This is a genomic window from Mycobacterium shunyiense, assembly GCF_058270035.1.
This window is the reverse complement of the sequence record NZ_JBZDPT010000007.1, coordinates 52,729-75,708: the sequence shown is the minus strand read 5'-3', so window position 1 is coordinate 75,708 and position 22,980 is coordinate 52,729. Positions and strand designations below refer to the sequence as shown.

27 protein-coding genes and 1 riboswitch are annotated in these 22,980 nt (G+C 66.6%); of the genes, 18 read left to right on the top strand and 9 right to left on the bottom strand.

Translation table 11 applies throughout. The features are described 5' to 3' along the window. Positions 1–30 precede the first annotated feature (30 nt). From AC4ELS_RS06835 to mrf, 4 genes are read right to left on the bottom strand one after another with little or no spacing between them, the layout of a single operon-like run. A complete protein-coding gene (locus AC4ELS_RS06835; RefSeq protein ID WP_499046631.1) occupies positions 31–1,266 on the bottom strand; it encodes an SLC13 family permease in 1,236 nt (411 codons plus the stop codon). Continuing rightward, positions 1,263–2,186 (bottom strand): MBL fold metallo-hydrolase, encoded by a 924-nt coding sequence (locus tag AC4ELS_RS06830; protein ID WP_499046507.1) that lies wholly within the window; start codon positions 2,184–2,186, stop codon positions 1,263–1,265. The genes AC4ELS_RS06835 and AC4ELS_RS06830 overlap by 4 nt, the downstream gene beginning before the upstream one ends. A 16-nt stretch (positions 2,187–2,202) precedes the next feature. Further along, positions 2,203–2,457, bottom strand: a complete 255-nt coding sequence (locus AC4ELS_RS06825) for a type B 50S ribosomal protein L31 (protein WP_498887456.1) — start codon at positions 2,455–2,457, stop codon at positions 2,203–2,205. Then, positions 2,454–3,632, bottom strand: coding sequence for a ribosome hibernation factor-recruiting GTPase MRF (mrf, locus tag AC4ELS_RS06820; protein WP_448445454.1), 1,179 nt, complete (start codon positions 3,630–3,632; stop codon positions 2,454–2,456). Before mrf ends, AC4ELS_RS06825 begins: the two co-directional genes overlap by 4 nt. Positions 3,633–3,704: 72 nt before the next feature. On the opposite strand from mrf, the gene rpmB reads away from it, so the two are divergent. The 8 genes from rpmB to AC4ELS_RS06780 all read left to right on the top strand — a co-directional run bounded on the left by rpmB (position 3,705) and on the right by AC4ELS_RS06780 (position 8,276). Then, positions 3,705–3,941: a 50S ribosomal protein L28 gene (gene rpmB, locus AC4ELS_RS06815; protein WP_036442426.1), complete on the top strand. Its 237-nt coding sequence runs from the start codon at positions 3,705–3,707 to the stop codon at positions 3,939–3,941. Beyond that, entirely contained in the window at positions 3,941–4,105 is a 165-nt protein-coding gene (gene rpmG / locus AC4ELS_RS06810; RefSeq protein WP_036442423.1) for a 50S ribosomal protein L33, read from the top strand. Before rpmB ends, rpmG begins: the two co-directional genes overlap by 1 nt. Beyond that, positions 4,105–4,410, top strand: a complete 306-nt coding sequence (gene rpsN / locus AC4ELS_RS06805) for a 30S ribosomal protein S14 (protein ID WP_055117987.1) — start codon at positions 4,105–4,107, stop codon at positions 4,408–4,410. Before rpmG ends, rpsN begins: the two co-directional genes overlap by 1 nt. Continuing rightward, the gene (gene rpsR, locus AC4ELS_RS06800; protein ID WP_498887452.1) at positions 4,410–4,673 is read left to right on the top strand and encodes a 30S ribosomal protein S18; all 264 of its coding nucleotides are present in this window, start codon (positions 4,410–4,412) and stop codon (positions 4,671–4,673) included. Before rpsN ends, rpsR begins: the two co-directional genes overlap by 1 nt. 11 nt (positions 4,674–4,684) lie before the next feature. Further along, a riboswitch (cobalamin riboswitch) is annotated at positions 4,685–4,810 on the top strand. Positions 4,811–4,850: 40 nt separating this feature from the next. Beyond that, positions 4,851–5,822, top strand: a complete 972-nt coding sequence (locus tag AC4ELS_RS06795; protein ID WP_498887450.1) for an ABC transporter substrate-binding protein — start codon at positions 4,851–4,853, stop codon at positions 5,820–5,822. After that, positions 5,819–6,838: a FecCD family ABC transporter permease gene (locus tag AC4ELS_RS06790; RefSeq protein WP_448445459.1), complete on the top strand. Its 1,020-nt coding sequence runs from the start codon at positions 5,819–5,821 to the stop codon at positions 6,836–6,838. Before AC4ELS_RS06795 ends, AC4ELS_RS06790 begins: the two co-directional genes overlap by 4 nt. After that, positions 6,835–7,614 carry an ABC transporter ATP-binding protein gene (locus AC4ELS_RS06785; RefSeq protein ID WP_498887447.1) on the top strand — a complete coding sequence of 260 codons (780 nt, stop codon included), beginning with the start codon at positions 6,835–6,837 and terminating at the stop codon, positions 7,612–7,614. The genes AC4ELS_RS06790 and AC4ELS_RS06785 overlap by 4 nt, the downstream gene beginning before the upstream one ends. Further along, the gene (locus tag AC4ELS_RS06780; protein WP_064958117.1) at positions 7,611–8,276 is read left to right on the top strand and encodes a (2Fe-2S)-binding protein; all 666 of its coding nucleotides are present in this window, start codon (positions 7,611–7,613) and stop codon (positions 8,274–8,276) included. The genes AC4ELS_RS06785 and AC4ELS_RS06780 overlap by 4 nt, the downstream gene beginning before the upstream one ends. Here the strand turns inward: AC4ELS_RS06780 and AC4ELS_RS06775 are convergent. Continuing rightward, positions 8,267–8,974: a TIGR03943 family putative permease subunit gene (locus AC4ELS_RS06775; protein WP_499046504.1), complete on the bottom strand. Its 708-nt coding sequence runs from the start codon at positions 8,972–8,974 to the stop codon at positions 8,267–8,269. The genes AC4ELS_RS06780 and AC4ELS_RS06775 overlap by 10 nt on opposite strands. Next, positions 8,971–9,978 carry a permease gene (locus AC4ELS_RS06770; protein WP_498887443.1) on the bottom strand — a complete coding sequence of 336 codons (1,008 nt, stop codon included), beginning with the start codon at positions 9,976–9,978 and terminating at the stop codon, positions 8,971–8,973. Before AC4ELS_RS06770 ends, AC4ELS_RS06775 begins: the two co-directional genes overlap by 4 nt. A 79-nt stretch (positions 9,979–10,057) precedes the next feature. On the opposite strand from AC4ELS_RS06770, the gene AC4ELS_RS06765 reads away from it, so the two are divergent. Together AC4ELS_RS06765 and AC4ELS_RS06760 are read left to right on the top strand one after the other, a co-directional pair. Next, complete coding sequence (locus AC4ELS_RS06765; protein WP_064883882.1) at positions 10,058–10,342, top strand: DUF1490 family protein; 285 nt, start codon at positions 10,058–10,060, stop codon at positions 10,340–10,342. A 44-nt stretch (positions 10,343–10,386) separates the two neighbouring features. Continuing rightward, positions 10,387–12,552, top strand: a complete 2,166-nt coding sequence (locus AC4ELS_RS06760) for a heavy metal translocating P-type ATPase (protein WP_499046629.1) — start codon at positions 10,387–10,389, stop codon at positions 12,550–12,552. Here AC4ELS_RS06760 and AC4ELS_RS06755 read toward each other — a convergent pair. Continuing rightward, positions 12,508–12,894, bottom strand: coding sequence for a hypothetical protein (locus AC4ELS_RS06755; protein WP_448445468.1), 387 nt, complete (start codon positions 12,892–12,894; stop codon positions 12,508–12,510). The two genes, AC4ELS_RS06760 and AC4ELS_RS06755, sit on opposite strands and share 45 nt — an antisense overlap. A gap of 150 nt (positions 12,895–13,044) precedes the next feature. Between AC4ELS_RS06755 and AC4ELS_RS06750 the strand changes: the two genes are divergently transcribed. Next, positions 13,045–13,926, top strand: a complete 882-nt coding sequence (locus AC4ELS_RS06750; RefSeq protein WP_498887440.1) for a metal-dependent hydrolase — start codon at positions 13,045–13,047, stop codon at positions 13,924–13,926. 23 nt (positions 13,927–13,949) lie between these two features. Here the strand turns inward: AC4ELS_RS06750 and AC4ELS_RS06745 are convergent, their stop codons facing one another. Together AC4ELS_RS06745 and AC4ELS_RS06740 are read right to left on the bottom strand one after the other, a co-directional pair. Beyond that, a complete protein-coding gene (locus AC4ELS_RS06745) occupies positions 13,950–14,471 on the bottom strand; it encodes an Rv1363c family protein (RefSeq protein WP_498887438.1) in 522 nt (173 codons plus the stop codon). Between the two features lie 18 nt (positions 14,472–14,489). Further along, on the bottom strand, positions 14,490–15,029 hold the full coding sequence (locus AC4ELS_RS06740; RefSeq protein WP_498887436.1) for an Rv1363c family protein: 540 nt from the start codon (positions 15,027–15,029) through the stop codon (positions 14,490–14,492). A gap of 196 nt (positions 15,030–15,225) precedes the next feature. On the opposite strand from AC4ELS_RS06740, the gene AC4ELS_RS06735 reads away from it, so the two are divergent. Genes AC4ELS_RS06735 through AC4ELS_RS06705 form a run of 7 tightly spaced genes read left to right on the top strand, consistent with a single transcriptional unit; the run spans position 15,226 to position 22,970 of the window. After that, on the top strand, positions 15,226–16,320 hold the full coding sequence (locus AC4ELS_RS06735; protein ID WP_498887614.1) for a hypothetical protein: 1,095 nt from the start codon (positions 15,226–15,228) through the stop codon (positions 16,318–16,320). Between the two features lie 13 nt (positions 16,321–16,333). After that, positions 16,334–17,455: an N-acetyltransferase gene (locus AC4ELS_RS06730; protein WP_499046627.1), complete on the top strand. Its 1,122-nt coding sequence runs from the start codon at positions 16,334–16,336 to the stop codon at positions 17,453–17,455. Beyond that, positions 17,455–18,435, top strand: coding sequence for an NAD-dependent epimerase/dehydratase family protein (locus AC4ELS_RS06725; protein ID WP_448445476.1), 981 nt, complete (start codon positions 17,455–17,457; stop codon positions 18,433–18,435). The genes AC4ELS_RS06730 and AC4ELS_RS06725 overlap by 1 nt, the downstream gene beginning before the upstream one ends. Further along, complete coding sequence (locus AC4ELS_RS06720) at positions 18,432–19,517, top strand: fatty acid desaturase family protein (RefSeq protein WP_499046501.1); 1,086 nt, start codon at positions 18,432–18,434, stop codon at positions 19,515–19,517. Before AC4ELS_RS06725 ends, AC4ELS_RS06720 begins: the two co-directional genes overlap by 4 nt. Continuing rightward, positions 19,517–20,842, top strand: a complete 1,326-nt coding sequence (locus tag AC4ELS_RS06715; RefSeq protein WP_499046499.1) for an aminotransferase class III-fold pyridoxal phosphate-dependent enzyme — start codon at positions 19,517–19,519, stop codon at positions 20,840–20,842. The genes AC4ELS_RS06720 and AC4ELS_RS06715 overlap by 1 nt, the downstream gene beginning before the upstream one ends. Further along, on the top strand, positions 20,839–22,341 hold the full coding sequence (locus AC4ELS_RS06710; RefSeq protein ID WP_499046496.1) for a pyridoxal phosphate-dependent decarboxylase family protein: 1,503 nt from the start codon (positions 20,839–20,841) through the stop codon (positions 22,339–22,341). The genes AC4ELS_RS06715 and AC4ELS_RS06710 overlap by 4 nt, the downstream gene beginning before the upstream one ends. Beyond that, positions 22,338–22,970 (top strand): hypothetical protein, encoded by a 633-nt coding sequence (locus tag AC4ELS_RS06705; protein WP_064958108.1) that lies wholly within the window; start codon positions 22,338–22,340, stop codon positions 22,968–22,970. The genes AC4ELS_RS06710 and AC4ELS_RS06705 overlap by 4 nt, the downstream gene beginning before the upstream one ends. The last annotated feature ends 10 nt before the right edge of the window (positions 22,971–22,980 follow it).

Genomic DNA, 22,980 nt, shown 5'->3' with positions numbered 1-22,980 from the left:
GTCAGCCCTGACCGCAGAGTCAACGCCGGACTAACCCCCGAGGACCCGCAGGCCGATCCACAGCGCGCACACACTGGCGATCAGGGTGAGCGGCACCGTCGCCAGCCCGACCCGGCTGAACTCGGTGAACCGAGCCGGCAGTCCTTCGCGATGAACCACATTGCGCCACAACAGGTTTGACAGCGATCCGACGTAGGTCAGGTTGGGGCCGATGTTGACCCCGATCAGCACGGCCAACACGGCGCCCGGACCGGCGCCGGTCACCAGTGGAAGCAGCACCAGCACCGCGGGCAGATTGTTGACCAGATTTGCCAGCACGGCCGCCACTGCCGCAAGGCCCAACAGCGCGGGTAACGAGTCGCCGACGGGGAGCACCCCACGCATCCACTCGCCCAGTCCGTTGTGCACGACCGCGTCGACCACGACACCCAGGCACAGCACAAACGCCAGGAACGGCACATTGACGGCGCGCACGATCCCGCCGATGGTGCTGCGACGCTGGGCAAGACTGCGCACGCCGAGCACCACCGCCCCGGCCAGCGCCGCCCAGGCCGGGGACACATCGAAGATCGACGTGACGACGAAGCCCGCCAGCGTCAAGCCCAGCACCACGAGCACGAACACCGGAATCTCGGGAGGCGGGGGAGTGACCTCGGCGGCCGGACGGCTCAGTTCGTGGCGGAAAAGCACACGGAGCACGACGAATTCGACGGCGACAGCAGCCAGCCAGGGCAGCGCCATCACCGCACTGAACTCGGTGAAGGACAGTCCAGCTACGGCGAAGGCCAACAGGTTGGTCAGATTCGACACCGGAAACAGCAGCGACGCGGAGTTGGCCAGGTGCGCACCGGCATATGCGTGCGGCCGGGGCGGTATCGCGAGCGTGCGGGCGGTGGCCAGGACCACCGGTGTCAACAGCACGACGGTCGCATCCAGGCTCAGCACCGCCGTCGTCGTCGCCCCGGTCAGGAACACCCGGGTCAGCAGCCGCCGGGAATCACCCCGGCTGGCCCGGGCCATCAACGTGCCCGCGGCGTGGAACAGGCCCTCGTCGTCACACAGGTGCGCCAGCACCAGTACGGCTGCGAGGAATCCGACCACGGGCAGCAGGCGATTCGCCTCGGCCAGGGCGTCGGGCCCCGAGATCACCCCGAACGCGATCAGCAGCCCCGCAGCCGGGATCGCCACGACGGCCTCGGGCCATCCTTCCGGCCGTGCCAGCGCGAACGCCAGCACAACCGCCAGGGCGATGAGCGCGAGGATCAACTGAGCCAGGGATCGGAGCGGTCCCACACCGTGGGTAGGTGCAGGCGCACTCCGTCCTGTTCGGCGAGCCGGGTCAGCACCCGCATCGACACATCGAGGTCGTCGCCCCCGTACGGCAGCGCGCGCAGCGGCTCGTGCAGCGGGCGGAAGAAATCGTCCCAGTGGATCAGCACCACCCGCCGCGCCCCGACCGCGCGCACGGTTTCGGCCCAGTAGGTCTCGAAATACTGTTCGGACTGCAGCCCCAGCTGGCCGATCCCGAGGTAGACCACTTCGGCGCGTTGCCCCGCCAGGGCGCCAGGCACCGCCCCCGCGCTGCCGACGATCAGCAGCCGGCGGTCGCTGGGCCGATGGTGCACCAGGGTGGACCAGGCTTCTCCGCACTTGTAGGCCGCGACCTTGACCGGCGGGACGACCGGTTCGGTGATGATGCCGGGGAATCGGTCCGGTGGGCAGTGTTCGGACTCGAAGAGCGTCACGACATACGAGCCGAGGGTGACGGCTTCGCCCGGCGTGACGGTCACGATCCGATCGGGGTCCAGGCCGCCCCCGACGCCGACCTGGGCGGTGGAGCTGCCGCCCACCAACCTGGCTCCGGTCCGCTCGGCGACGACGGCCGAGTCCATGGCGTGGTCGAAGTGGCTGTGTACCGGCAGCACCGCTTCGAGCCTGTCGACGCCGAGGCGGGCCAGGCTGCCGTCGATGCGGGGCAGTGACGGCGCCAGCTTGCGCAGGACCACGCGCGGCAGTGTGGGCCGCGAGAAGAAGCCGTCGGTCAGTACTGCCGACGTGCCGTCGTCCACGAGGAGCGTGCTGACCCCCGCCCAGGTGACGGTGACCGGGGATTGCGGGGTGGCCGACGGTGCGTCGAAATACCGTGCATAGGGGGCCAGGTGGGGCCTGCCGGGCTTCAGCCGCATGGCCCCACCCTATGGGCTAGACGTGTCCGTAACGCCGCCGGAACTTCTCCACCTGCCCGGCCGAGTCGATGTGCCGGGCCGAGCCGGTCCAGAACGGGTGCGAATCGCTGGTGACGTCGACGACGATCAGCGGGTAGGTCCGGACGCCGCCCGGGGTGGGCCACTCGATCGTGCGTTCACTGGTGGCCGTCGACCGGGTCAGGAACTGGCTGCCGGTGGCGGCGTCCTGGAACACCACGGGGTGGTAGTCGGGGTGGATGTCGGCCTTCATTGGGATTCCCCTTCTGTGTGGACGGATGCTGCGGGTTCGTCGATTCCGGGCTGACAGGGTTCTTCGTGCCAGTCCCCGAACGGGTCGGGGTAATCGGCCCATTCCTCGGGTCGCGCCAACTCGTCGTCGGTGAGCAGCGCACCGTGCAGCGCCTCGATGACGTCGCCGGGCCGCGCGCCGCAGGCCAGGACGGTCAGCGAAATGTGGCGGTCACCGAACTGGTGGTGCCAGTCGATGGCGGCCATCGCCAGGCGTTCCGGGTCGGTGTAGGCCAGCTCGGTGGAATCCATTGCCGCGAGCCATTTTCCGGCGTTGCTGAAGTGCATTCCACCGCCTGCGGATTCGATCCACATGACGTCGGCCGGCCGATTGGCGAGCCAAGCCCGGCCGCGGGTGCGCACCACGCCCTCGAGCAGGAGGTCGACAGCGTCGTGCAGGCGCATCGGGTGAAACGGTCGGCGGGCGGCGAATTCGACGATGATGACCTCGTCGTCGGGTTCCAGCGGTGGTTCACCGGCCAGAAGCGGATCGTGCGGTGTCGGGGTGCGCCCGCGGGGGCTGTTCGGCTCCAGATGAGCCAGGCCGAGCTCCACCTGGTCGGGGCCCACGGTGATGCGGGCGCGGGGCGCGAGCCGGCGGAGCACCGACAGGGTGGTGGCCTCGGGCTCGTCGAGCACCAGCATGTCGGCGAACTCGGCCTGGCCGACGACCACCTGGGCGACGGTGCGTCCGTCGGGCAGTTCCTCGTCGCCGATGGACTGCTGCAGCCACACCGTGGCGTCCAGGCACGCGATCACCGCGCCGATGGTGACGTCGCGAGAGGCGGGTCCGTCGATGTAGCCGGGCCCGACGTGGACCCGGATGGTGTTGATGGCCCAGCACACGGGCTCGGCCTCCAGCCAGGGCATCAACTGCACGACGATGCGCTCCACGTCGCCACGCCGGTGCAGGCGCCGTAACAGGATCAGCAGGTCGTCGCGGACTGTGCAGGACACGCAACCGTGGGCGAGCTCGAGGGCGAGTTCGGATGTGCCGCTGCCGTCGGACACGGTCCGCAGCACCACATGGCCGTCAAAGGTGTGGCGCACGAGCACGGTTCCCGGCCTGCGGCCCAGTTCTTCTGCTACGCCGTCGCTGTCACCTTGACCGGCGATCAGCACCACAGGGGTTCGCACCGTACCTCCCGACACAGTTGTTGTTGAAAACGATTATCATTATCGTGAGGCTACCCCATCCGAAGGAGACCGATGTCTGCCCACTGCCAAGTCACCGGGCGCTCGCCCGGGTTCGGCAACACGGTGTCGCACTCGCACAAGCGCAGTCGCCGCCGCTGGAACCCCAATATCCAGACCAAGACGTACTACCTGCCGACCGAAGGGCGCAGGATCCGACTTCGCGTCAGCGCCAAGGGAATCAAGGTGATCGACCGCGACGGCATCGAGGCCGTGGTGGCCCGGTTGCGTAGCGCAGGGGAGAAGATCTGATGGCCAGCACCGATATTCGGCCGATCGTGAAGCTGAAGTCGACCGCGGGGACCGGGTACACCTACGTCACCCGCAAGAACCGCCGCAACGACCCGGACCGGATCGTGCTGCGCAAGTACGACCCGGTCATCCGCCGCCACGTCGAATTCCGTGAGGAGCGCTGATGGCCAAGCGATCCAAGATCGTCAAGAACGAGCAGCGCCGGAAGCTCGTGGAGCGCTACGCCGAACGGCGGGCCGAGCTCAAAGAGGCCATCCGCAATCCGGAGAGCACGCGTGAGCAGAAGGCCGCGGCGGTGTCGGCGCTGCAACGGTTGCCGCGCGATTCCAGCCCGGTCCGATTGCGCAACCGGGACGCGGTCGACGGGCGACCACGTGGGCATCTGCGCAAGTTCGGCCTGTCGCGGGTCCGGGTGCGCGAACTGGCGCACCGCGGTGAACTGCCCGGCGTACGGAAGTCGAGTTGGTGATGGCGGCGAATTCCCGGAAGCACAACAAGAAGCGACCCCCGGCCACCGATCTCAAGAAGCCGAGGCGCAATCAGCTGAAGGCCCTCGGGGTGACCGAGGTCGACTACAAGGACGTCCACCTGCTGCGCACGTTCATCAGCGAGCGGGGCAAGATCCGGTCCCGGCGCATCACCGGGCTCACCCCGCAGCAACAGCGCCAGGTCGCCACGGCGATCAAGAACGCCAGGGAGATGGCGCTGCTGCCAGTCGTCGGGCCGGCCTGACCTACCATCGACGGCGATAGGGCGACTGCGGATCGTGGAAGCCGGTGTGAATCCGGCGCGGTCCCGCCACTGTGATCGATCGACCAGTTCTTGCTGGTCGTCGAGAGCCAGATACACACCGCAGTCGCCACCTCGCACGCACTGGGGCGGATCTCCCCGGAGAGGATGGGTACGCCCATGGCTGCTCGTTGGCTGACCGCCGGACTGGCATCGGTGCTACTGGTATCGGGGTGCGCCTCGACCGCGGCGCCCGACACCGCAGGCGGCGCCCCACCGGGATTCCCGGTGACCGTGGACAATTGCGGCGTCAGCTCGACCTATGAGCGTCCGCCTACTCGCGCAGTCGCGCTCAACCAGCACGCGATCGAGGTGCTGTTGGCGCTGGGCCTGGAGAATTCCATGGCCGGCACGTCCTATCTCGACGATCGGATCCTGCCCGAGTACCAGGCCGCCTACGACAGTATTCCGGTACTGGCCAAGGAGTACCCGTCCTACGAGTCGTTGCTGGCCACCGAACCCGATTTCGTCTACGGCGGCTGGGACAGCGCGTTCGACGAGAAGGAGGGCCGCGGTCGGCAGCGGCTGACCGATGCCGGGGTCCACACCTACCTCAACATCGAGGATTGCCGGGACGAGCCCGTGACGATGTCGGCCGTGGACGACGAAATCCGGACTATCGGAGACATTTTCGGTGTCCCCGACCGCGCCGAGCAGCAGCTCGAGAAGCTCCACGGCGAGTTGGCGCAGTCCGAGGCGAAACTACGCGGGACCCAGCCGATACGCGTCGCTGTCTATGACAGTGGCGAGGCGACGGTGTTCACCTCGGGCGGCAAAGGCATCGGCAACCTGATGATCGAAGAGGCCGGCGGAGCCAACGTGTTCGCCGATGTGCCCAAGGTTTGGGCTGACGTGTCGTTCGAGCAGTTCGCCGAACGCGCACCCGAGGTCATCGTGATCTACGACTACGGTGATCGGCCGGTCGAGGACAAGAAGCGATTCCTCACCGAGCATCCTCTGCTGCAGCATGTTCCGGCTGTCGAGCAGCAGAGGTTCGCCGTGCTTCCGCTGTCATCGGTGGTCGTCGGCGTGCGGGTGGGCCGGGCGGTGGAGTCGCTGGCGCGACAGCTGCACCCGGACCGGTTTGCGTGATTCCCTACCGGCTGGTCCTCGCCGGGTTGGCGGGGCTGCTGCTGACGACGATGACCGCCGGGGTCGCCGTCGGTTCGGTCTCGATCCCGCCGGGGCAGGTGTGGGCCATCGTGTTGCACTCCGTGCATCCGGGCCTCGTCGAGCAGAGTTGGCCTGCGGTCCGGGAATCCATCGTGCTCGACGCCCGGCTGCCGCGCGTCGTGCTGGGGGCGGTGGTCGGTGCCGGCCTGGCGGCGTGCGGGATGGCGTTGCAGGCCGTGGTGCGCAACCCGCTTGCCGATCCGATGCTGCTGGGTGTCTCCTCGGGAGCATCGGTCGGCGCCGTCGCAATGCTCGTGTTCGGTGCGGGCGCGCTGCAGGCGCTGACCTTGCCACTGGCGGCCTTCCTCGGGGCCTTCCTCGCACTCGTTGCGGTGTACGCCCTGGCTCGTTCGGGTGGGCGGATGACGACCGTGCGGTTGGTTTTGGCCGGCGTGGCGGTGGCCGAAGTGCTGTCCGCGCTGGCCAGCCTGATGATCGTGACTTCTGACGATCCGCACAAGACACAGTCGGCGGTGCGGTGGATGCTCGGCGGCCTGGGCGGGACCACCTGGCGCATGGTCTGGGTGCCCGCGCTGGCGGTGTTCCTCGGCGTATTGGTGCTCTTGGCCTTCACCCGATCGCTGAACCTGCTCTACACCGGTGAGGAGGCGGCTGCCTCGCTGGGGCTCGATGTCCACCGGTTCCGGGCCGGGATGTTCGTCGTCGTGGCGCTGATGGTCGGCGCCATGGTCGCGGTCAGCGGCACGATCGGATTCGTCGGGCTGATCATGCCGCATGTGGTGCGGCTGCTGGTCGGGGCCGACCACCGCAAGGCGCTGCCGGCTGCGGCATTGCTGGGGGCGGCATTCCTGGTGTCGTGCGACATCGTGGCCAGGACCGTGGCCACCCCGGAGGAACTGCCCGTCGGGATCCTGACCGCACTGGTCGGCGGGCCGTTCTTCCTGTGGCTGATGCGACGAAAGGCCGGGGTGTGACGGTAGAGGTGGTGTTCGACGCGGTGTCGGTGTCGATGCGCGGCAAGCCGGTGGTCACCGATGTCTCGCTGGCGGTGGCCGCAGGTGAGGTGCTGGCCGTGGTCGGACCGAACGGGGCGGGCAAGACGACGTTGCTGCGCACGCTGTACCGGGCTCTGCGGCCGAGTGCCGGACGGGTGCTGGTCGACGGCACCGACGTGTGGAAGCTTCCGGGCAAGCAGGCCGCGCGCCGGGTGGCGGCGGTATTACAGGAAGCCACCGGCGATTTCGAACTCACCGTGTACGACATGGTCGCGATGGGCCGCACACCGTACAAGCGGTCCTTCGCGGCCGACAGCCGTGAGGACCGCGAGATCATCGGCGGGGCGATGGCGGCACTGGACATCGCGGACCTGAGCAGCGCCGATTACGGTCGGCTTTCCGGCGGGCAGAAGCAACGGGTGCTCATCGCTCGCGCGCTGGCCCAGCGCACCGACGTCATCGTGCTCGACGAACCCACGAACCACCTCGATCTGCGTCATCAGCACGAGGCCCTGCGCCTGCTGCGGGACACGGGAGCGACGGTGATCGCCGCACTGCACGACCTGAATCTTGCTGCCGCGTATTGCGATCGGATCTGTGTGCTCGACGGCGGAGAAGTGGTGACGATCGGGACCCCGGTGGAGGTCCTCACCGTGGATTTGCTTGCCGACGTGTACGGGGTCGCCGCCCGCATCACTGTCGACGCAGGCAGGCCTCAGGTCGGCGTTGTGCCCAAGGTGGTGGCGACATCGTGAACATCGGTACCCAACTCGGCGAAATCGCCTCGCTCGGAGGGTTCTTCGCGATCACCGTCGGTGGCGACCCGGCCGGCTGGGTTCCGGTGCAACGCTGCTATGACGACGGCTGCGCGGACCTCGTCGCCAAGACCACGGCCGGATACCGCACGACGGATCTGCGTATCGGTGCCTCCCTGGTTCAGTTCAGCCACGCATCGCGGTTGTGGTCACCGCTGCTGGCCGGTGCGCTGCAGTACGGAGTGCTGCCCGAGCTGACCGATCTGCAGCGTCGTTCCACCAGTACCGAGCTCCGGCTGCCGATGGCCGTGGGCACACCCGTCGACGGCGCACTGCCACAGCAGCTGTACCGGCTGGTGATCACCGAGCACCTGGAGCCGCTGGCCGCCGGGCTCAAGGTCAAGATGGCGTCGGGGCTGCTCTACGGCAATGCCGCTGCCGCTCTGGTGGCGGCCGCACATGAGCTGGCCGGGGCCCGACCGGATTTACGTGACGACGTGCGGGACGTCACCGAATCATTGTTGACCACGGGAGAATTGGTCGGGGCGGGCGACCTGACCGGGCTGACATTCCGCCGCCGCAGCTGCTGCCTCTATTACCGGGTGCCCGGCGGTTCCAACTGCGGGGACTGTGCACTGACGAGACCGCGCGGTCAGGCGTAGGGCCGTGCCGGCGGCTCGGTACGGACCGCGCTCAGGGCAGTCATCGTCGGAATACTGCCTCGGCTCGAATCGCTTTGTCCCGCGGGGATCGTGCCCTCGACTTTGATCCAGGTGTTCTCCGGATACTCGGCCAACTGATTGGCAGCCGGCCCGGACAGGTGGATGCGGGCCAGCTGAGCGTCTGCGGCACAACAGATGATCACCACTCGGGCCAGATCTGCGCGCTCACCGTCACGCATCGTGAAACCGGAGACGGTCACGGTTCGGCCATCGAGGGTGCCTGCACTGTCTTGAGCCACTCGCGTCAGCACGTCGGGCAGCGAGATTTCCGGTGCCCGGCCGTCGGGAAGGGGAGGGAAAGCGCGCCTCAGCACATCGGTGGAGACTTCGGACACCGACGCGGCCTGCGGGCGGATCGCCGGTGGCACGACGAATGCCAGCAGCGCGATCGGGATCAGCAGCAGCCAGGCCGTACCCCGTCGGTGGGAATGGTCGTGATGCGCGGGTTCCTCGTCGCGACCGTGCCGGATATCGGCCACGATCGATGCCAGGGCCAGCACGATCAGCAGCACGGAGGTGGCGGCCAGGTAGGGAAGCAGCGACGGTTTCACGTACCGGGTGAAGGCGCCGGTGAGTGTGATGATCGCCGTGCTGACGCCGATCAGCAGCAGCAAGGCGTTCTCGGTTTCCCGGCTCACTGCGGTCCCACGATCAGCAGTCCGACACCGGTCGCGACGAGCGTGGCGACCAGGAACGTCACGGGCGTGAAGCGAATCGCGAAGGCCCGGCCGAACATTCCGGCCTGCATCGCGAACAGCTTGATATCGACGGCGGGCCCGACCACCAGGAACACCAGTCGCGGCAGCAGCGGCAGCATGGTCAGGCTGGCCGCGACGAAGGCGTCGGCCTCCGAACACAACGCCAGCACCACGGCGAGCAGGGCCATGGTGATGACGCCCAGGATCATCTGGCCGGCCAGATGCTCGTACACCCAGGTCGGCACGAGTACGTGCAGGGCCGCTGCGGCGGCCGCCCCGACAACCAGGTACGAGCATGCCGACAGGAAATCGTGTCGGGCGGCTTCGGTGAACAGCAGCCACTTCGAGCCGTCGCTGTGGTGAGGTCGCGGCAGTCTGCGGGTGATCCATTCCGGGCGGCCGAACCGGGCCCATGCGACTCCCATGATCAGCGCGGTACACAGCGAGGCCACGCACCTGGCGACAACCATCTGTGGATGACCGGGAAACGCGACGGCGGTTGCCACCAGCACGACTGGATTGATGGCCGGTGCCGCGAGCATGAACGTCAGCGCCGCCGCGCCCACCGCGCCGCCCGTGTCATCTCCGAAAAGTCGGCGTGCCACCGGAACCGACCCGCATTCGCACCCAGGTAGCGCCGCGCCACCGATACCCGCGGCCAGGATTGCCGTGCCGGTGCGTCGCGGAAGCCACCGGGCCAACCGGTCGGGTGTCGCGAAGACCGCGATCAGGCCGCTGATCACCACCCCGAGCGCCAGAAACGGCAACGCCTGGACGAACACGCCGCAGAACACCGTGGCCGCAGTCGCCACGTCGGGGGTGCCGTCGACGAAACTGCGCATGGCGTTGCCTGCCAGGGCCAACGCGATGATCCCGAACACCAGCACCTGCATGGATGTCGGTCGCCAGCGCAAGGCTGCCGATGTCATGGCCACGGCGGACATGATGCCAGCCCCAGGTGGGAACCAGCTGGGCGGGATGCAAATGACTATCATTTTCATCGGGTGGGGCTAGGCTGGGCAGATGGTTTGGCATGGCTTGCTTGCGAAGGCAGCGACAACGGTCGTCACCGGCGCGGTCGGGGTGGCGGCATACGACGGCTTACGTAAGGCCGTGGCCAAGGCGCCGATTCGGGAAGCGGCGGTGACGACGACCGCGTGGGCGTTGCGCGGTGCCCGCAAAGCCGAAGAAGGCGCCGAGTCGGCCCGCCTGAAAGTCGCCGATGTGATGGCGGAGGCGCGCGAACGGATCGGCGAGGAAGTACCGCCTCCCGCCGTCGCCGATGCCGGGCATTCGCACGACCACTGAGTGCCGTGGCCACTCTCGAGGTCGTATCCGACGCCGCAGGCCGGATGCGCGTGCACGCGCCCTGGTTCCGGGGTGACTCGCTTCGCGCCGTCGCGATAGAGGATGCCGTCGATCAGGTGCCAGGTGTGCGGGCCGTTCATGCCTACCCACGGACTGCTTCTGTCGTGGTGTGGTACTCGCCGAAGCGTTGTGACCGCAGCGCGGTCATGACCGCGATGTCGACGGCGGGTGAGGTTGCCCGGCATCTGGTTCCAGTTCGGACACCCCGATCGGCTGACATCCATAACGGCGACATCGTCCGAATGACATTGGGCGCGTTGGCCTTGGCGCTGCTGGGAGTGCGGCGATACATATTTGCCAGGCCGCCGTTGCTCGGGCCGACGAGTCGGATGTTTGCAACCGGAGCGACGATCGTGACGGGTTACCCCTTCTTGCGGGGCGCGTTGCGGACGCTGGCCGGAAACCGCAGTGCGGGCACCGACGTTCTCGTCTCGGCTGCCACCGTGGCCAGTCTGGTGCTGCGGGAAAACGTCGTAGCGCTGACCGTCCTGTGGCTGCTCAACATCGGTGAGTATCTGCAGGATCTCACTCTGCGCCGCACCCGCCGGGCAATCGCCAATCTGCTGCAGGGCACACAGGACACGGTGTGGTTGCGGCTGGCCGACGGCACCGAGGTCGAGGTGCCCATCGACGGGGTGCGGGTCGGTGACGAGGTGGTGGTCCACGAGCAGGTCGCCATCGCCGTCGACGGTGTGGTGAGCGAAGGCGAGGCCATCGTCGACCAGTCGGCGATCACCGGCGAGCACCTGCCGGTGGCGGTGACCACCGGGAGTCAGGTCTACGCGGGTTCGGTGGTGGTCCGCGGGAGGTTGGTCATCACTGCCGAAGCAGTCGGCCGCCACACCACGATCGGGCGCATCATCAGCCGGGTCGAGGAAGCGCAGCAGCACCGGGCGCCCATTCAGACTGTCGGTGAGAACTTTTCGCGACGGTTTGTGCCTGCCTCCTTCGTGTTGTCGGCGCTGACCCTGGTGATCACCAGGGATGTGCGTCGCGCGATGACGATGCTGCTGGTGGCCTGCCCCTGTGCGGTGGGTCTGGCGACACCGACGGCGATCAGCGCCGCGATCGGTAACGGGGCCCGGCGCGGCATTCTCATCAAGGGTGGCTCACATCTCGAGGAGGCCGGCCGGGTCGATGCGATGGTGTTCGACAAGACGGGCACGCTGACCATCGGACGCCCGATTGTCACCAATGTGGTTGCCTTCCATAAAGACTGGGAGCCCGAGCAAGTTCTGGCCTATGCGGCGAGTTCGGAGATCCACGCGCGGCATCCGTTGGCCGACGCCGTGCTGAGGTCTACGAAGGAACGCCACATCGAGATACCCCCGCACCAGGAGTGCGAGGTCCTTGTCGGACTCGGCATGCGGACCAGGGCCGATGGGCGAACGTTGCTGCTCGGCAGTCCGTCGCTGCTGGCTCAGGAGAAGGTCAGGGTGACCAAGCGGGCTTCGGAATGGGTGGGCAAACTTCGCCGGAGTGCCGAGACCCCGCTGCTGCTGGCTGTCGACGGAAAACTCGTCGGCCTGATCGGATTGCGGGACGAGATCCGGCCCGAGGCTGCCGAGGTTCTGCGGGAGCTGAGGGCGACCGGTATCCGCCGTATGGTGATGCTGACCGGCGACCATCCCGACGCCGCGGCGGCCGTCGCCGACGAACTCGGTATCACCGAATGGCGCGCCGAGGTGATGCCCGAAGACAAACTCGCGGTCGTGCGTGAACTCCACGCCGAGGGGCATACCGTGGCGGTGATCGGCGACGGGGTCAACGATGCACCCGCACTCGCCGCGGCCGACATCGGTATCGCGATGGGCCTCGGTGGCACCGATGTGGCGGTCGAGACCGCCGACGTGGCACTGGCCAGTGATGATCTGCGCCGGCTGCTCGATGTTCGCGCCCTCGGTGGTCGGGCGGTGGACGTGATCCAGCAGAACTATGCGATGTCGATCGCCGTGAATGCAGTCGGGCTACTCATCGGGGCGGGTGGCGCGCTGTCGCCGGTTCTTGCCGCGGTCCTGCACAACGCATCGTCGGTGGCCGTGGTGGCCAACAGTGCCCGGCTGATCCGTTATGAGCTCGGCCAGCAGCAGCCGCGTCAAGGTTGCTCAGTTGCGAGCACTCACCCGGACGAGGCTCCGATCAGCTCGTAGGCGCTCCGGCAGGTTCGTGCGGTCCCAACGCCCCGCCGCGATCCAGTCGCACGCATCCCGCGCGTCGGCTTCGTTGCCGATCGGCCCGACCCAGATCGCAGCCGCGCTGGGAACCCGTTCTGCCGAACAGGGTTGCAGTACGAGCACCGGGCTGAGATCGGCACTTCTGGCAGCGCAGGTGAACGTGCCCAGCAGACATTGGGTGCTCAGCAACACTCCGTGTGGGCAGCCTCGTACGACGTTCCGCAACATGCGGAACAGTGGCGATTGCGGATCGGACGACGAGCAGCGCATGCAGACGGCGACGGTGAACGGTTCGCAGGTGTAGACCTGCCACGACATACGGACACCTTTCCATGGCGGCCCGGTCAGGCCCGTGTTGTTGAAAATCATTTTCAACTTGACGATTCCACGCTACAGTGCGGACCACGGCTTGTCGAAAATCATTTTCAATAAGTCGTGGGTGGGTGGCACACTTCCGAAGGGATCGCAATGGGGAATGGCTGTTCCGGCTCTGCGCCGAAACCAGTTGCCACACGGAGGATCTCATTTGCTTTCGACGCCACGTCGCCCTCGCGACGCCATTTCGTCGCCGGCGACATCGCACTGAGTCATCTGGTCGCGCTCCTGTCTGGATTCTTCCCGTCGGGAGAGGAGTTCTTCATCCACTCCGTCCGCAGCTACCGCGACCAGATCGACGACCCGTGGCTCAAAGCCCAGGTCGCCGGTTTCATCGGTCAAGAGATGACGCATGGGTTGCAGCATCGTGCGTTGAACGTGGAACTGATCAGAATGGGCTACTGGGCCACCGGCGGTATTGACCGGCTCGGCGCCAAGCTGGTCAAAAGTTTTGAGCGGCAGCATGACCGGTTGCCGAGCGTCATTGTGAGATTCGCGTTGGCTGCTACGGCCGCTGTCGAGCACCTGACCGCGGTGCTGGGCGCTCAGGTGTTGGATACGCCCTGGATTCAGCGGCAGCTGACCGATCCCGAGGTTCGGGCCATGCTGAATTGGCACGCGATCGAGGAGATGGAGCACAAAGCCGTGGCGTTCGACGTGTACCGGCACGTCGGTGGGACCGAGCGAATGCGCCGGGCAGCCATGGCCACCGTGCTGTTTCTGTTCCTCACCAGAGCCGTCGTGCTGCTCTTGTCCGTGGGCTCCGACAGCTGGGCCTGGCGCCATCCTGCCCGGACCCTCCAAAGCCTTGCCGCGTTACCGCGCTCACCGCTGTTCTCCGGAGTGCTGCCGCAGATTCGGCGGTACTTCACAGCAGGGTTCCATCCCGACGACATCGATGACAGTGAGCTACTCGATCGCTGGCGCGACCGCTACTTCGGCGGCGACGGTGCCCTGCTGGATCATCTGCGGTAGCGCCGGACAATGGCGCGGCGTCGTCAAGGAAGTTCCACTTTGCTTGCGAGCCAACGTCCGTCGATCTTCTTCATGGTCATCCGGATCCTGCTGCGGTCCAGTCGCGGTTGGGGGCTGGCGGAGTTGCTCACCGATTGGTCGACGAAAAGCAGGACCTCGACGGTGTCGGGCGTGGCCGACTTGACGGCCGATTCCAGCACCATGCCGTGTGCCACGGCGTTGTGCTCGGTGAGCAACCTGCGCAGCTGTTCGCTGGACTTCGCGTACTGGTCCTTGAATTCACCGGTCGAGCCGTCAGCTGCCGACCTGAAGTTCTCGTCGAGGCGGGCGCCGTCGATGTTGGTCAGCACGCCGACGAATCGCTGCGCTGCTCCCAGGCCCTCGTGTGCGGCGATGGCGTTGTCCCGCTGCTGCTTCCACTGCCACCCGACGAACGTGGATCCACCGAGGATTGCGATGGCGACCAGGCCGGTGAGTGCCCTGCGCACCGGGCGTGTCGAGCTGCGCGCATCCGGCGCGATGTCTACGTCGGTCTGTTCGGTCATTTGCTCTCCTGTCCCGGTCTAGAGAAGCTCGACCTTGGCGGCGAGCCAACGTCCATCGATGTTCTTCATGGTGAGCTTCATCCGGCTGCGGTCGATTCGGGCATCGGGCAGGGCTGCGTTGGTCACCGTCTGGTCGACCATCAGTAGGACGATGACTTCGTCGGTGGACTTGGACTTGATCGCCGAATCCACCACGGTCCCATGCGCCGTCGCCTTGTTGTCGATGAGAAGCCGTCGCAGCTGAACGCTCGACTGTGTGTACATGTCCTTGAACTCGCCGGTGGCGCCGTCGAGGATGTCGGTGAAGTTCGTGTCGACCCGGTTGCTGTCGATGCTTGTCAGCGTTTCGGCATAGGCCGTCGCCGCCGCCAGTGCCTGGTGGCCCGCCGCGTCGACCTTCCGGTGCTGCCACACCTGGGAGCCCAGCAGTGCCGAGGCCGCTGTGGCGACGACGAGGACGGCCGCGCCTGCGGCGACCGACAGTCGGCCGAGTCGGCTCGTTCCCGGGCCGTCGTCACCGACCGGGGCGATGGTGTCGTCGTCGATCGTTGCCGTCACGGTGTGTTCCTCGTCGAATCTCGGTTCCGGGCAGGCTTTTACCGCACCCGTGTGGCGGACGCCACATTTCGGCAACCCCGGTGAAATCGGCGTTGACAGGGGCTGGCGCCCACCCTACGTTATGTCGATAACGATAACCATTTTCATTAGAGGCCGGCAGTCGAGGCTACGAGGAGGGGTTGGGATGGCCGCTGGAATGCCCATCGGGACGGCCGGTGTCGCCGCGGACACTCGTCAACCGCGACCGAAAGACGGCGAACATCAGCCGGGCTGGTTCGTCAGCCGCCGAGTCGACATCTACTTCGTCTTCGGGCTGGGTGCACTGCTGTCGGCGATCCTGTTCGCAGCGGAGAGTCACAAGGGCGTATTTCTGGTTGGGGCGGTGGCATTTTCGCTCCTGTCAGACCTGCCGCACGTGCTGACCACGACGGTGCGGGTGTGGCTCGATCCCCGGGAGCGATCGCGGTACCGCGTGCACTACCTGCTGAGCTTCGCCGTCGTCGCGACGATCGTCGGAGTGCTCTGGTTCGGTGGCTGGCTGGTGCCGTTGTTGGCAATCTGGGCGTACTGGCAGGTCTTTCACGTCCTCAAGCAGCACTTCGGGATCATGAACATCTACGCATCGAAGAACGGGTACAAGGGACCGCGAAACCGGCTGAAGTACGCGCTGTATGCGACCTGCCTGGCGCCGGTGCTCTACCGGGCGAGCCACGGGCTGCACTTCTCGGAGTACGAGGTGTTCGGCCACAAGTTGCCGTTTTCGAACCTGAGTGTGCCGGTGCCGCCGATTCCCAATGCGCTCATCGTGATCGCTTACGCGGTCGCCGCGGTACTGCTCGCCTTGGCGGTCGCCGAGCAGGTCAGGCTGCGCCGCGACGGGCAGACGACGCTGCCTCCCATGGCGGTGGCCACATTCATCATCGCCGCGCTGTCCTACAACCTGTCCTACCTGCTGGTGTCGGATCTGTTCGCCCTCATCCTGATCGCCACCACCACCCACAGCCTGCAGTACCACCTGATCAACTGGACGCGGAACAACACCCGCTTCGCGGCCTCGCAGGATCCGCGCGAGAAGAAGCTGCTGCTGGCCCGGCTGTCGACGCGTAAGGCACTTCCGCTCTACGTGGCGGGTCTGGCATTGCTGGGCATCCTCGCCGGACAGCTGGACACCGTCATCTTCGCCGTCCCGCTGATGTTCGTGCTGCATCACTTCTACATGGACGGCGCGCTCTGGAAGAGCAAGGGCAATCCGGAACTGGCGTACGACCTGGGAATCGTTCGTGCCAAGTGACCTGAAGACATCGTTGGACGTCCGTGAGGTCACCTCGCCCGCGGACGCCAGACGGTTCGTGGACCTTCCGTGGCACCTCTATCGCGGCGACGCCCGGTGGCGGCCGATGCTGCGCCGGGTCATGCGGACGAAGATGAGCGCCACGAAGAACGCGCTGCACCGGGAGGTCGAGCTCGCCAACTTCGTTGCTTACCAGGGCGAAAAGCCGGTCGGACGGATCTCGGCCAGCATCGACTCCGAGTACGTCAAGCGGTACGGCGACTGTGGGTTCTTCGGGCACTTCGAGAGCACGGCCGATGACGATGTGGCCGGCGCGCTGCTGGAAACCGCGGAGAACTGGGTGCGTCGCCGTGGCATGGACAAGATGATCGGACCCTACAGCTATTCGACGCGGGAGGAGGTGGGGCTGCTCGCCGAGGGCTACGACACCCCGCCAACCCTCATGCAGCCCTACAACCCGCAGCATTATCTGGGACTCGTCGAGTCTGCCGGGTACCAAAAGAAATTCGACAGCGCGTGCTACCGATGGGACACCGGGGCCGGCAGCGCAGTCCAACATCGACTGGTCCGGCGTGCCGACGCGGTGATGGATGCGCAGGGCGCCACCGTGCGGTCCGTTCGGATGGGGGACTTCGACAACGAACTGGAGACTCTCCGGGTCCTGTACAACGATTCCTTCGCTCGCCATCCAGAGAACGTCCCGCTGAGCAAAGCGGTGTTCGCCGGGATGGCCTCCGAGATGCGGCCGTTGATCGACCCCCGTCTCGTCCGGATCGTCGAGGCCGCCGGGACACCGGTCGGGTTCTTGTTGATGCTGCCCGATGTCAACGAGATCGCCGGACAATCCGGCCGACTCACCCCGTCGATGTTGCTGCGCATCGCGGCCAAGCGCGGGGGACGGATCCGCGGCGTCGACACTGCGGTCGTGGTCCTCATCGGTGCGGCGGAAACCCAGTTCGGGGCCGGTATCGGCCGGATCCTGGCGGGCGAGATCGTCCGTGCCAGCACCAGTGGCGGCTATTCGTCCGTGGCGACCACCTGGGTGCACGAGGACAACGTGTGGTCGAATTCCCTGGCCGCGCAGATGAAGACCGAGCCGGACAAACGGCACCGCGTCTACCAGAAGGCGCTGTGATGGCCGGCCGAATCCTGGTCACGGGAGGCGCCGGGTATCTGGGTAGTGCGCTGGTCGCCGAGCTGGTTGGCAATGGTGAGGCGGTCACCGTGATGACCGGACCCGACGACCTTGCGGCCCAACCGGGGGGTTTGGGCCGTGATGTCGAGGTGGTCCGGGCCGATGTCACCGACGAGTCCAGCGTCGACGTAGCCATGCGGGGCATCTCGCAGGTGTACCACCTCGCCGGTATCGCATCGCCGAATTCCCGTCTGGCCCATGCAGTCTGGAACGCCAACGTGCTGGGTACCTATCATGTGGCGCAGAGTGCACTCCGCAACGGAGTCCAGCGCGTCGTACATGTGTCGTCGACCGCGGCCATCGGCTATCCACCCGATGACGTGGTGGCCGATGAGCAGTTCGATGTCCGGGACTCTGTGCTCGACAACGTCTATGCCGCCACCAAACGTACCGGCGAGCGCGTGATGCTCGATTTCGTCGGACGTGGGCTCGACGCCGTGGTGGTCAATCCCGCAGCGGTTTTCGCGCCGGCATCCGGTCCGGCACGATCGTGGCAGGGGCTGTTGACGGCGGCGCGACGCGGTCTGCTGCGCGGAGTGCCGCCGGGTGGGACTGCCGTCTGCTCGGCCCGCGACTTCGTCATCGGAGCCACCGCCGCCATGGTGAAGGGCGCCTCCGGTGAGCGGTACATCCTGTCCAGTGCAAACCTGACCTACCGACGGATCGCGGAGTTGCTGGTCGAAGCCGTTGGGCGGAACCATCGCGTTCGTACCCTGCCCATGGGGCTGCTCCGAGCCGCCGGAGCCGGAAATCGCGTCGTGCGCGACTTGGCCGGCACTGCGCGTCACGACGATGCGCTGGTGCCCGAGAACGTCGAGTTGATGGCCCGTCACGTGTACTACACCTCCGGCAAGGCCGAGCGTGAGCTCGGCATTCCGCGAGTGTCCACGTCTGAATTGATCACGGAGTTCACCCGATGACCAGTGATATCCGCCAGACGCCCGTCGGGACGGGTTCTAGGGATGCGCTCGGCATTTCGATGGCAGAGGCTCGGTCGTTGGTGGCCGATCTGGCCGCCCGCCGGCAGTGGATCTACTGGGTTGACCTCTCCGTGTGCGTTCTGGTCGGCTACACCGCATTCTTCATGTGTCCCGCTGACCGACTGGCCTCACCGGTGGCCATCGCTTGCATGACGATCGCCGCACTGGCGTTCTACCGCGCTGTGTTGTTCGTCCACGAAATCGTCCATGCGCCCGAGGAACTGCGCTGGTTCTCGGTGGCATGGCACATGGTGTGCGGAATTCCCTTGCTGGTACCGCAATTCACCTACGAGTTCCACCAGGATCATCACGGGTCCCGTACTTACGGCACCGCCGAAGATGGTGAGTACGTACCGTATGCGGTCGAGCCGCGTTGGCGGGTGATCGCGCTGCCGTTCACGGCTCTGCTCGGTCCGCTGGTGTTCGTGCTGAGGTTTCTCGTGTTGGCGCCGCTGAGCTGGTTGGTCCCCGGCATCCGCTCCTACGTCCTGACCCGGGCCTCGGCGCTGATGATCGACGCCGATTTCGTCCGCAAACTGCCCGAGGGCCGGACGCCGCGCTCCTGGCTGGCGCAGGAAGTCGCCTGCTTCACCTACCTCGCCGTGATGCTGGCGCTGCTGGTGGGCGGGATGTACTCACCCAACCGTCTCCTCGAGGCCTACTTGATCGTGGCGGCGGTGCTGTTCGTCAACTGGGTACGGGTGCTGGCGGCACATCGCTACGAGAGCCGCAACGAGCGGATGACGTTTCCCGAACAGATCCTCGATTCCATCGACCATCCGTCGATGCCGATCGTAGGCGAGCTGTGGGCGCCGCTGGGGCTGCGGTTTCATGCCGTGCACCACCTCTTCCCGAAACTGCCCTATCACCAGCTCGGGAAGGCGCGACGCCGACTGGCCGAGGCGATCCCGCGCGACGGTGGTTTCTGGCAGACCGAGGACCGGTCACTCACTGCATCCCTGAGACGGCTTCTCGCGCATCCACGTACGGAATCGTCGCGGCCGGCCGAGGGGGCGCTGTGATGCGGGAGTCGGGTGCGGCGACCTACTCGCGGCGGCTGCCGATCCGGCCGGTCGAAGCGGCCGGATCTCGTCTGCGTGACGCCGACGGCCGCTGGTACGTCGACTGCCTGGCCGCGGCCGGGGCGATGTCGCTTGGCTGGAATCATCCCGTGGTCCGGGAGGCCGTGGCCAAGACCCTCGAATCGGGAGAACCGTGGCAGTCGCTCGACTTTCACACCCCGACCCGGGAGCGATTCGTCGAGGATCTGCTGTCCATCCTGCCGCCCGGACTCGCGCGTGACGGCCGGGTGCACCTGTGCTCGCCGAGCGGAGCCAGCGCGGTGGAGGCAGCGCTGATGCTCTCCGAGATCGCCACGGGCGGACGCGAACACATCGGCGTGCAAGGCGGCTTCCACGGTTGCACCCGGGCTGCGCGGTCGGCCAGCTCGGGCGGCGGATTGCGCAGCCAACCTGTGGTGCTGGCTCCGCGGGCCACCTTCCTGCCGTATCCGCAGGACTACCGGTGCCCGTTCGGCGTCGGTGGGGACGATGGCGTCGAACTCGCGGTGGCGGCCGTCGAGAACCTGACCCGGCCCCACTCCGGTGTCACCGCGCCGGCCTCTGTCCTCGCGGAGTTCGTGCTGGGCGAGGGTGGCGTGATCCCCGCGCCATACCGATGGGGTAAGGCGTTGCGGGACACGGCAAGCCGACTGGACGTTCCGCTGATCGCAGACGAGGTGCAGGCGGGGATGTTCCGGACCGGGCCGGCCTGGGCTTTTCAACGCTGCGACATCGAACCGGACATGATGGTGATCTCGAAAGGGCTCGGTTCCGGACTGCCCATCGCGGTGCTGGTGATCCGGGAACGCTATGACGTGTGGGAGTCCGGGGCTTTCACCGGTACGTTCCGCGGCAACGCGATGGCGTTCGCCGCAGCCAGTGCGGTGATCCGGTTCGCTGTCGAGACCCACTTGTCCGACCGTGTGCAGGCGATGGGCGCTGCCTTCCTCGAAGGGTTGAAATCGGTTGCAGCGCAATCCGAGATCGTAGGCGACGCGCGGGGCGTCGGCCTGATGCTGGCGGCCGAGATCGTCGACCCGATGCTTCCGCGGGAACACGGTGCCGCGGCACCGGACCCGGAACTGGCCCGACAGATACAACTGGCCTGCCTGGAGCACGGCCTGATCGTGGAAACCGGTGGACAGTACGGGAATGTGGTGCGCTTCCTGCCGCCGCTGACCATCGACGAAGCCGACATGTCGGACGCGCTCAATGCATTTGACTCCGCAGTGCGGCTCGTCCAGCGGCAGCGGCCCGCCGACAACATCTTGATGGGGGCCCAGTGACCACCGATCCGAGCCCGTTCGCGGGTGACTTTCTCACCCCCGACGGACTGAGCGCGTATCGCGAAGCGCTGACCCTGGCCGCCATCTGGACCGGGACCGAGCTGCGTGATCCAGAGCAGCCGGGGCTGGTGACCGGTTATGCCAAGGTAGGCAGAACTGTCGACGAGTTCAGTCTCGACAATCCGGCGGGAATCGGGCTGTCACGCGCGCTGGGTGAGGCGGCAGGCTTGCTGTCCGGCCGGTCCGCCGTCGTTACCCATCCTGGCTATCTGGCACATCTGCACTGCCCGCCGACGCTGTCGTCGCTGGCCGCCGAGATTCTGGTCAGCGCCTTCAACCAGTCGCTGGACTCCTTCGATCAGGCACCCGCGGCCACCGCTGTCGAACAGAAGGTCATCCGTGACCTGTGCGCCACGCTCGGCTACGACGACGGTGCCGACGGCACGTTCACCAGCGGGGGAACCCAGTCGAACCTGCAGGCACTGCTGATGGCCCGAGACGTGTTCACCCGCGACCGGTTCGGATCCGATCTGTCCTCGGGCCTGCCGGTCGAGGCGCGCTCCTGGCGCGTGTTGTGCACCCCTCAGACGCACTTTTCGGTACGGCAGGCACTGCGAATCCTCGGACTGTCGGGAGCTGTCGTCGAGGTACCGACCGACGCGGACGGACGGATGCGCGTCGACGGACTCGTCGACTGCATCGATCGGGCGAATACGGCAGGCACGCCGATCATCGCGCTGGTGCTCACAGCCGGCACAACGGACTTCGGTGCGATCGACCCACTGCCGGAGGCGATCGCCGTTGCGCGCGAGCATCGCATCTGGACCCATGTCGACGCCTGCGCGGGTGGTTGCCTGGCGTTCAGCGACACTCATCGTCACCTGCTCCGCGGGATCGAGATGGCCGATTCCGTTGCCGTCGACTTCCACAAGCTGTTGTTCCAGGCCATCAGCTGCAGCGCGCTGTTGGTACGCCGGAGCGACTCCTTCGACATCTTGGCCGATCACGCCGATTACCTGAATCCACTGCAGGATTCGGCTGAAGATGTGGTCAATCTGGTCGGCAAGTCGCTTCAGACGACCCGCCGATTCGACGCGCTGAAGGTGTTCGTGACCTTGCGGGCCCTCGGCAGGCAACGGCTCGGCGAGATGATCGATGCCACCTGCGCGGCAGCGGCTGCGGCCGCAGGCGCGGTGCCGGACCACCCACGGCTGGACCTGGTGGCCCCGGTCGCGACGAACACCGTCGTGGTGCGCTGGCAGCATCCCGACCTGTCCGACGTCGAATGTGACGACGTGAACCAGGAGATCCGGATCGCCCTGGCCGAGTCTGGCCGTGCGGTGATCGGCCGCTCCACCGCGGGTGGCACCCAGGCGCTCAAGCTGACTTTCGTCAACCCCCTCGTCGGTCAACAGACGGCCGCCGACGTGATAGCTGCCATCGCCATGGAGGGCGACCGCATCTTGCGATCCCGCAGAAGGGAATTCACCAACGCATGACTACGAGTCTGCTTCGCGTCGACCGGGTACGTCCGGGCGACGCGAGATTCAACTGGGCGAAGAGCGTGGAATATCGCATCTTCGGGCTGGAGAACGACTACGCGAGCGAGTCGGACATCGAGGCCGGCGAGATGGTGCACTACCGGCCGTGGGAGCGGTCGTCGGAGATCTTCGTGGGGTTCAGCGAGGACGCCGGGAACGAACCGGTCGCAGTGCTGCGGGGGCTGCGGGTGGATGCCGCACTCGGATTGGACAGCTTCAGCACGCTGCGCGACGGTCGCAACATCCTGTACCCGCAGTGGAATTCGTTCTTCGAAGACATCGCACCCGAACGGATCGCCGAGTTGGCCACCCAGGGAGTACGCAAGAAGCACCGAAGGGTCGGCATGATCGAGCAGATCTGGCAGGCGTTCTTCGGCGGACTGGCAGCCGACGGTGTCGACTACGTCACGGTGGCGCTCGTGGTGCCGCTGTTCGAGTGGTACAGCCAGCTGTTGCCGACACGCATCCACCAGATCGGCGAGATCATGCCCGACTACATCGGAGCCGACAGCGTTCCGGCCGTCGTCGACATCAGCGGTTCGTTCGTCGCGGATGCCGCCAGAGACCTTTCCCCGTCAAGCAATTAGAGGAACCGAC

Excerpts from the sequence above, each read along its gene's own strand:
- AC4ELS_RS06830 (WP_499046507.1), bottom strand. The coding sequence starts at position 2,186 with ATGCGGCTGAAGCCCGGCAGGCCCCACCTGGCCCCCTATGCACGGTAT.
- AC4ELS_RS06825 (WP_498887456.1), bottom strand. The coding sequence starts at position 2,457 with ATGAAGGCCGACATCCACCCCGACTACCACCCCGTGGTGTTCCAGGAC.
- rpmB (WP_036442426.1), top strand. The coding sequence starts at position 3,705 with ATGTCTGCCCACTGCCAAGTCACCGGGCGCTCGCCCGGGTTCGGCAAC.
- rpmG (WP_036442423.1), top strand. The coding sequence starts at position 3,941 with ATGGCCAGCACCGATATTCGGCCGATCGTGAAGCTGAAGTCGACCGCG.
- rpsN (WP_055117987.1), top strand. The coding sequence starts at position 4,105 with ATGGCCAAGCGATCCAAGATCGTCAAGAACGAGCAGCGCCGGAAGCTC.
- rpsR (WP_498887452.1), top strand. The coding sequence starts at position 4,410 with ATGGCGGCGAATTCCCGGAAGCACAACAAGAAGCGACCCCCGGCCACC.
- AC4ELS_RS06795 (WP_498887450.1), top strand. The coding sequence starts at position 4,851 with ATGGCTGCTCGTTGGCTGACCGCCGGACTGGCATCGGTGCTACTGGTA.
- AC4ELS_RS06770 (WP_498887443.1), bottom strand. The coding sequence starts at position 9,978 with ATGTCCGCCGTGGCCATGACATCGGCAGCCTTGCGCTGGCGACCGACA.
- AC4ELS_RS06765 (WP_064883882.1), top strand. The coding sequence starts at position 10,058 with ATGGTTTGGCATGGCTTGCTTGCGAAGGCAGCGACAACGGTCGTCACC.
- AC4ELS_RS06760 (WP_499046629.1), top strand. The coding sequence starts at position 10,387 with ATGCGCGTGCACGCGCCCTGGTTCCGGGGTGACTCGCTTCGCGCCGTC.
- AC4ELS_RS06755 (WP_448445468.1), bottom strand. The coding sequence starts at position 12,894 with ATGTCGTGGCAGGTCTACACCTGCGAACCGTTCACCGTCGCCGTCTGC.
- AC4ELS_RS06750 (WP_498887440.1), top strand. The coding sequence starts at position 13,045 with ATGGGGAATGGCTGTTCCGGCTCTGCGCCGAAACCAGTTGCCACACGG.
- AC4ELS_RS06745 (WP_498887438.1), bottom strand. The coding sequence starts at position 14,471 with ATGACCGAACAGACCGACGTAGACATCGCGCCGGATGCGCGCAGCTCG.
- AC4ELS_RS06735 (WP_498887614.1), top strand. The coding sequence starts at position 15,226 with ATGCCCATCGGGACGGCCGGTGTCGCCGCGGACACTCGTCAACCGCGA.
- AC4ELS_RS06725 (WP_448445476.1), top strand. The coding sequence starts at position 17,455 with ATGGCCGGCCGAATCCTGGTCACGGGAGGCGCCGGGTATCTGGGTAGT.
- AC4ELS_RS06720 (WP_499046501.1), top strand. The coding sequence starts at position 18,432 with ATGACCAGTGATATCCGCCAGACGCCCGTCGGGACGGGTTCTAGGGAT.
- AC4ELS_RS06715 (WP_499046499.1), top strand. The coding sequence starts at position 19,517 with ATGCGGGAGTCGGGTGCGGCGACCTACTCGCGGCGGCTGCCGATCCGG.
- AC4ELS_RS06705 (WP_064958108.1), top strand. The coding sequence starts at position 22,338 with ATGACTACGAGTCTGCTTCGCGTCGACCGGGTACGTCCGGGCGACGCG.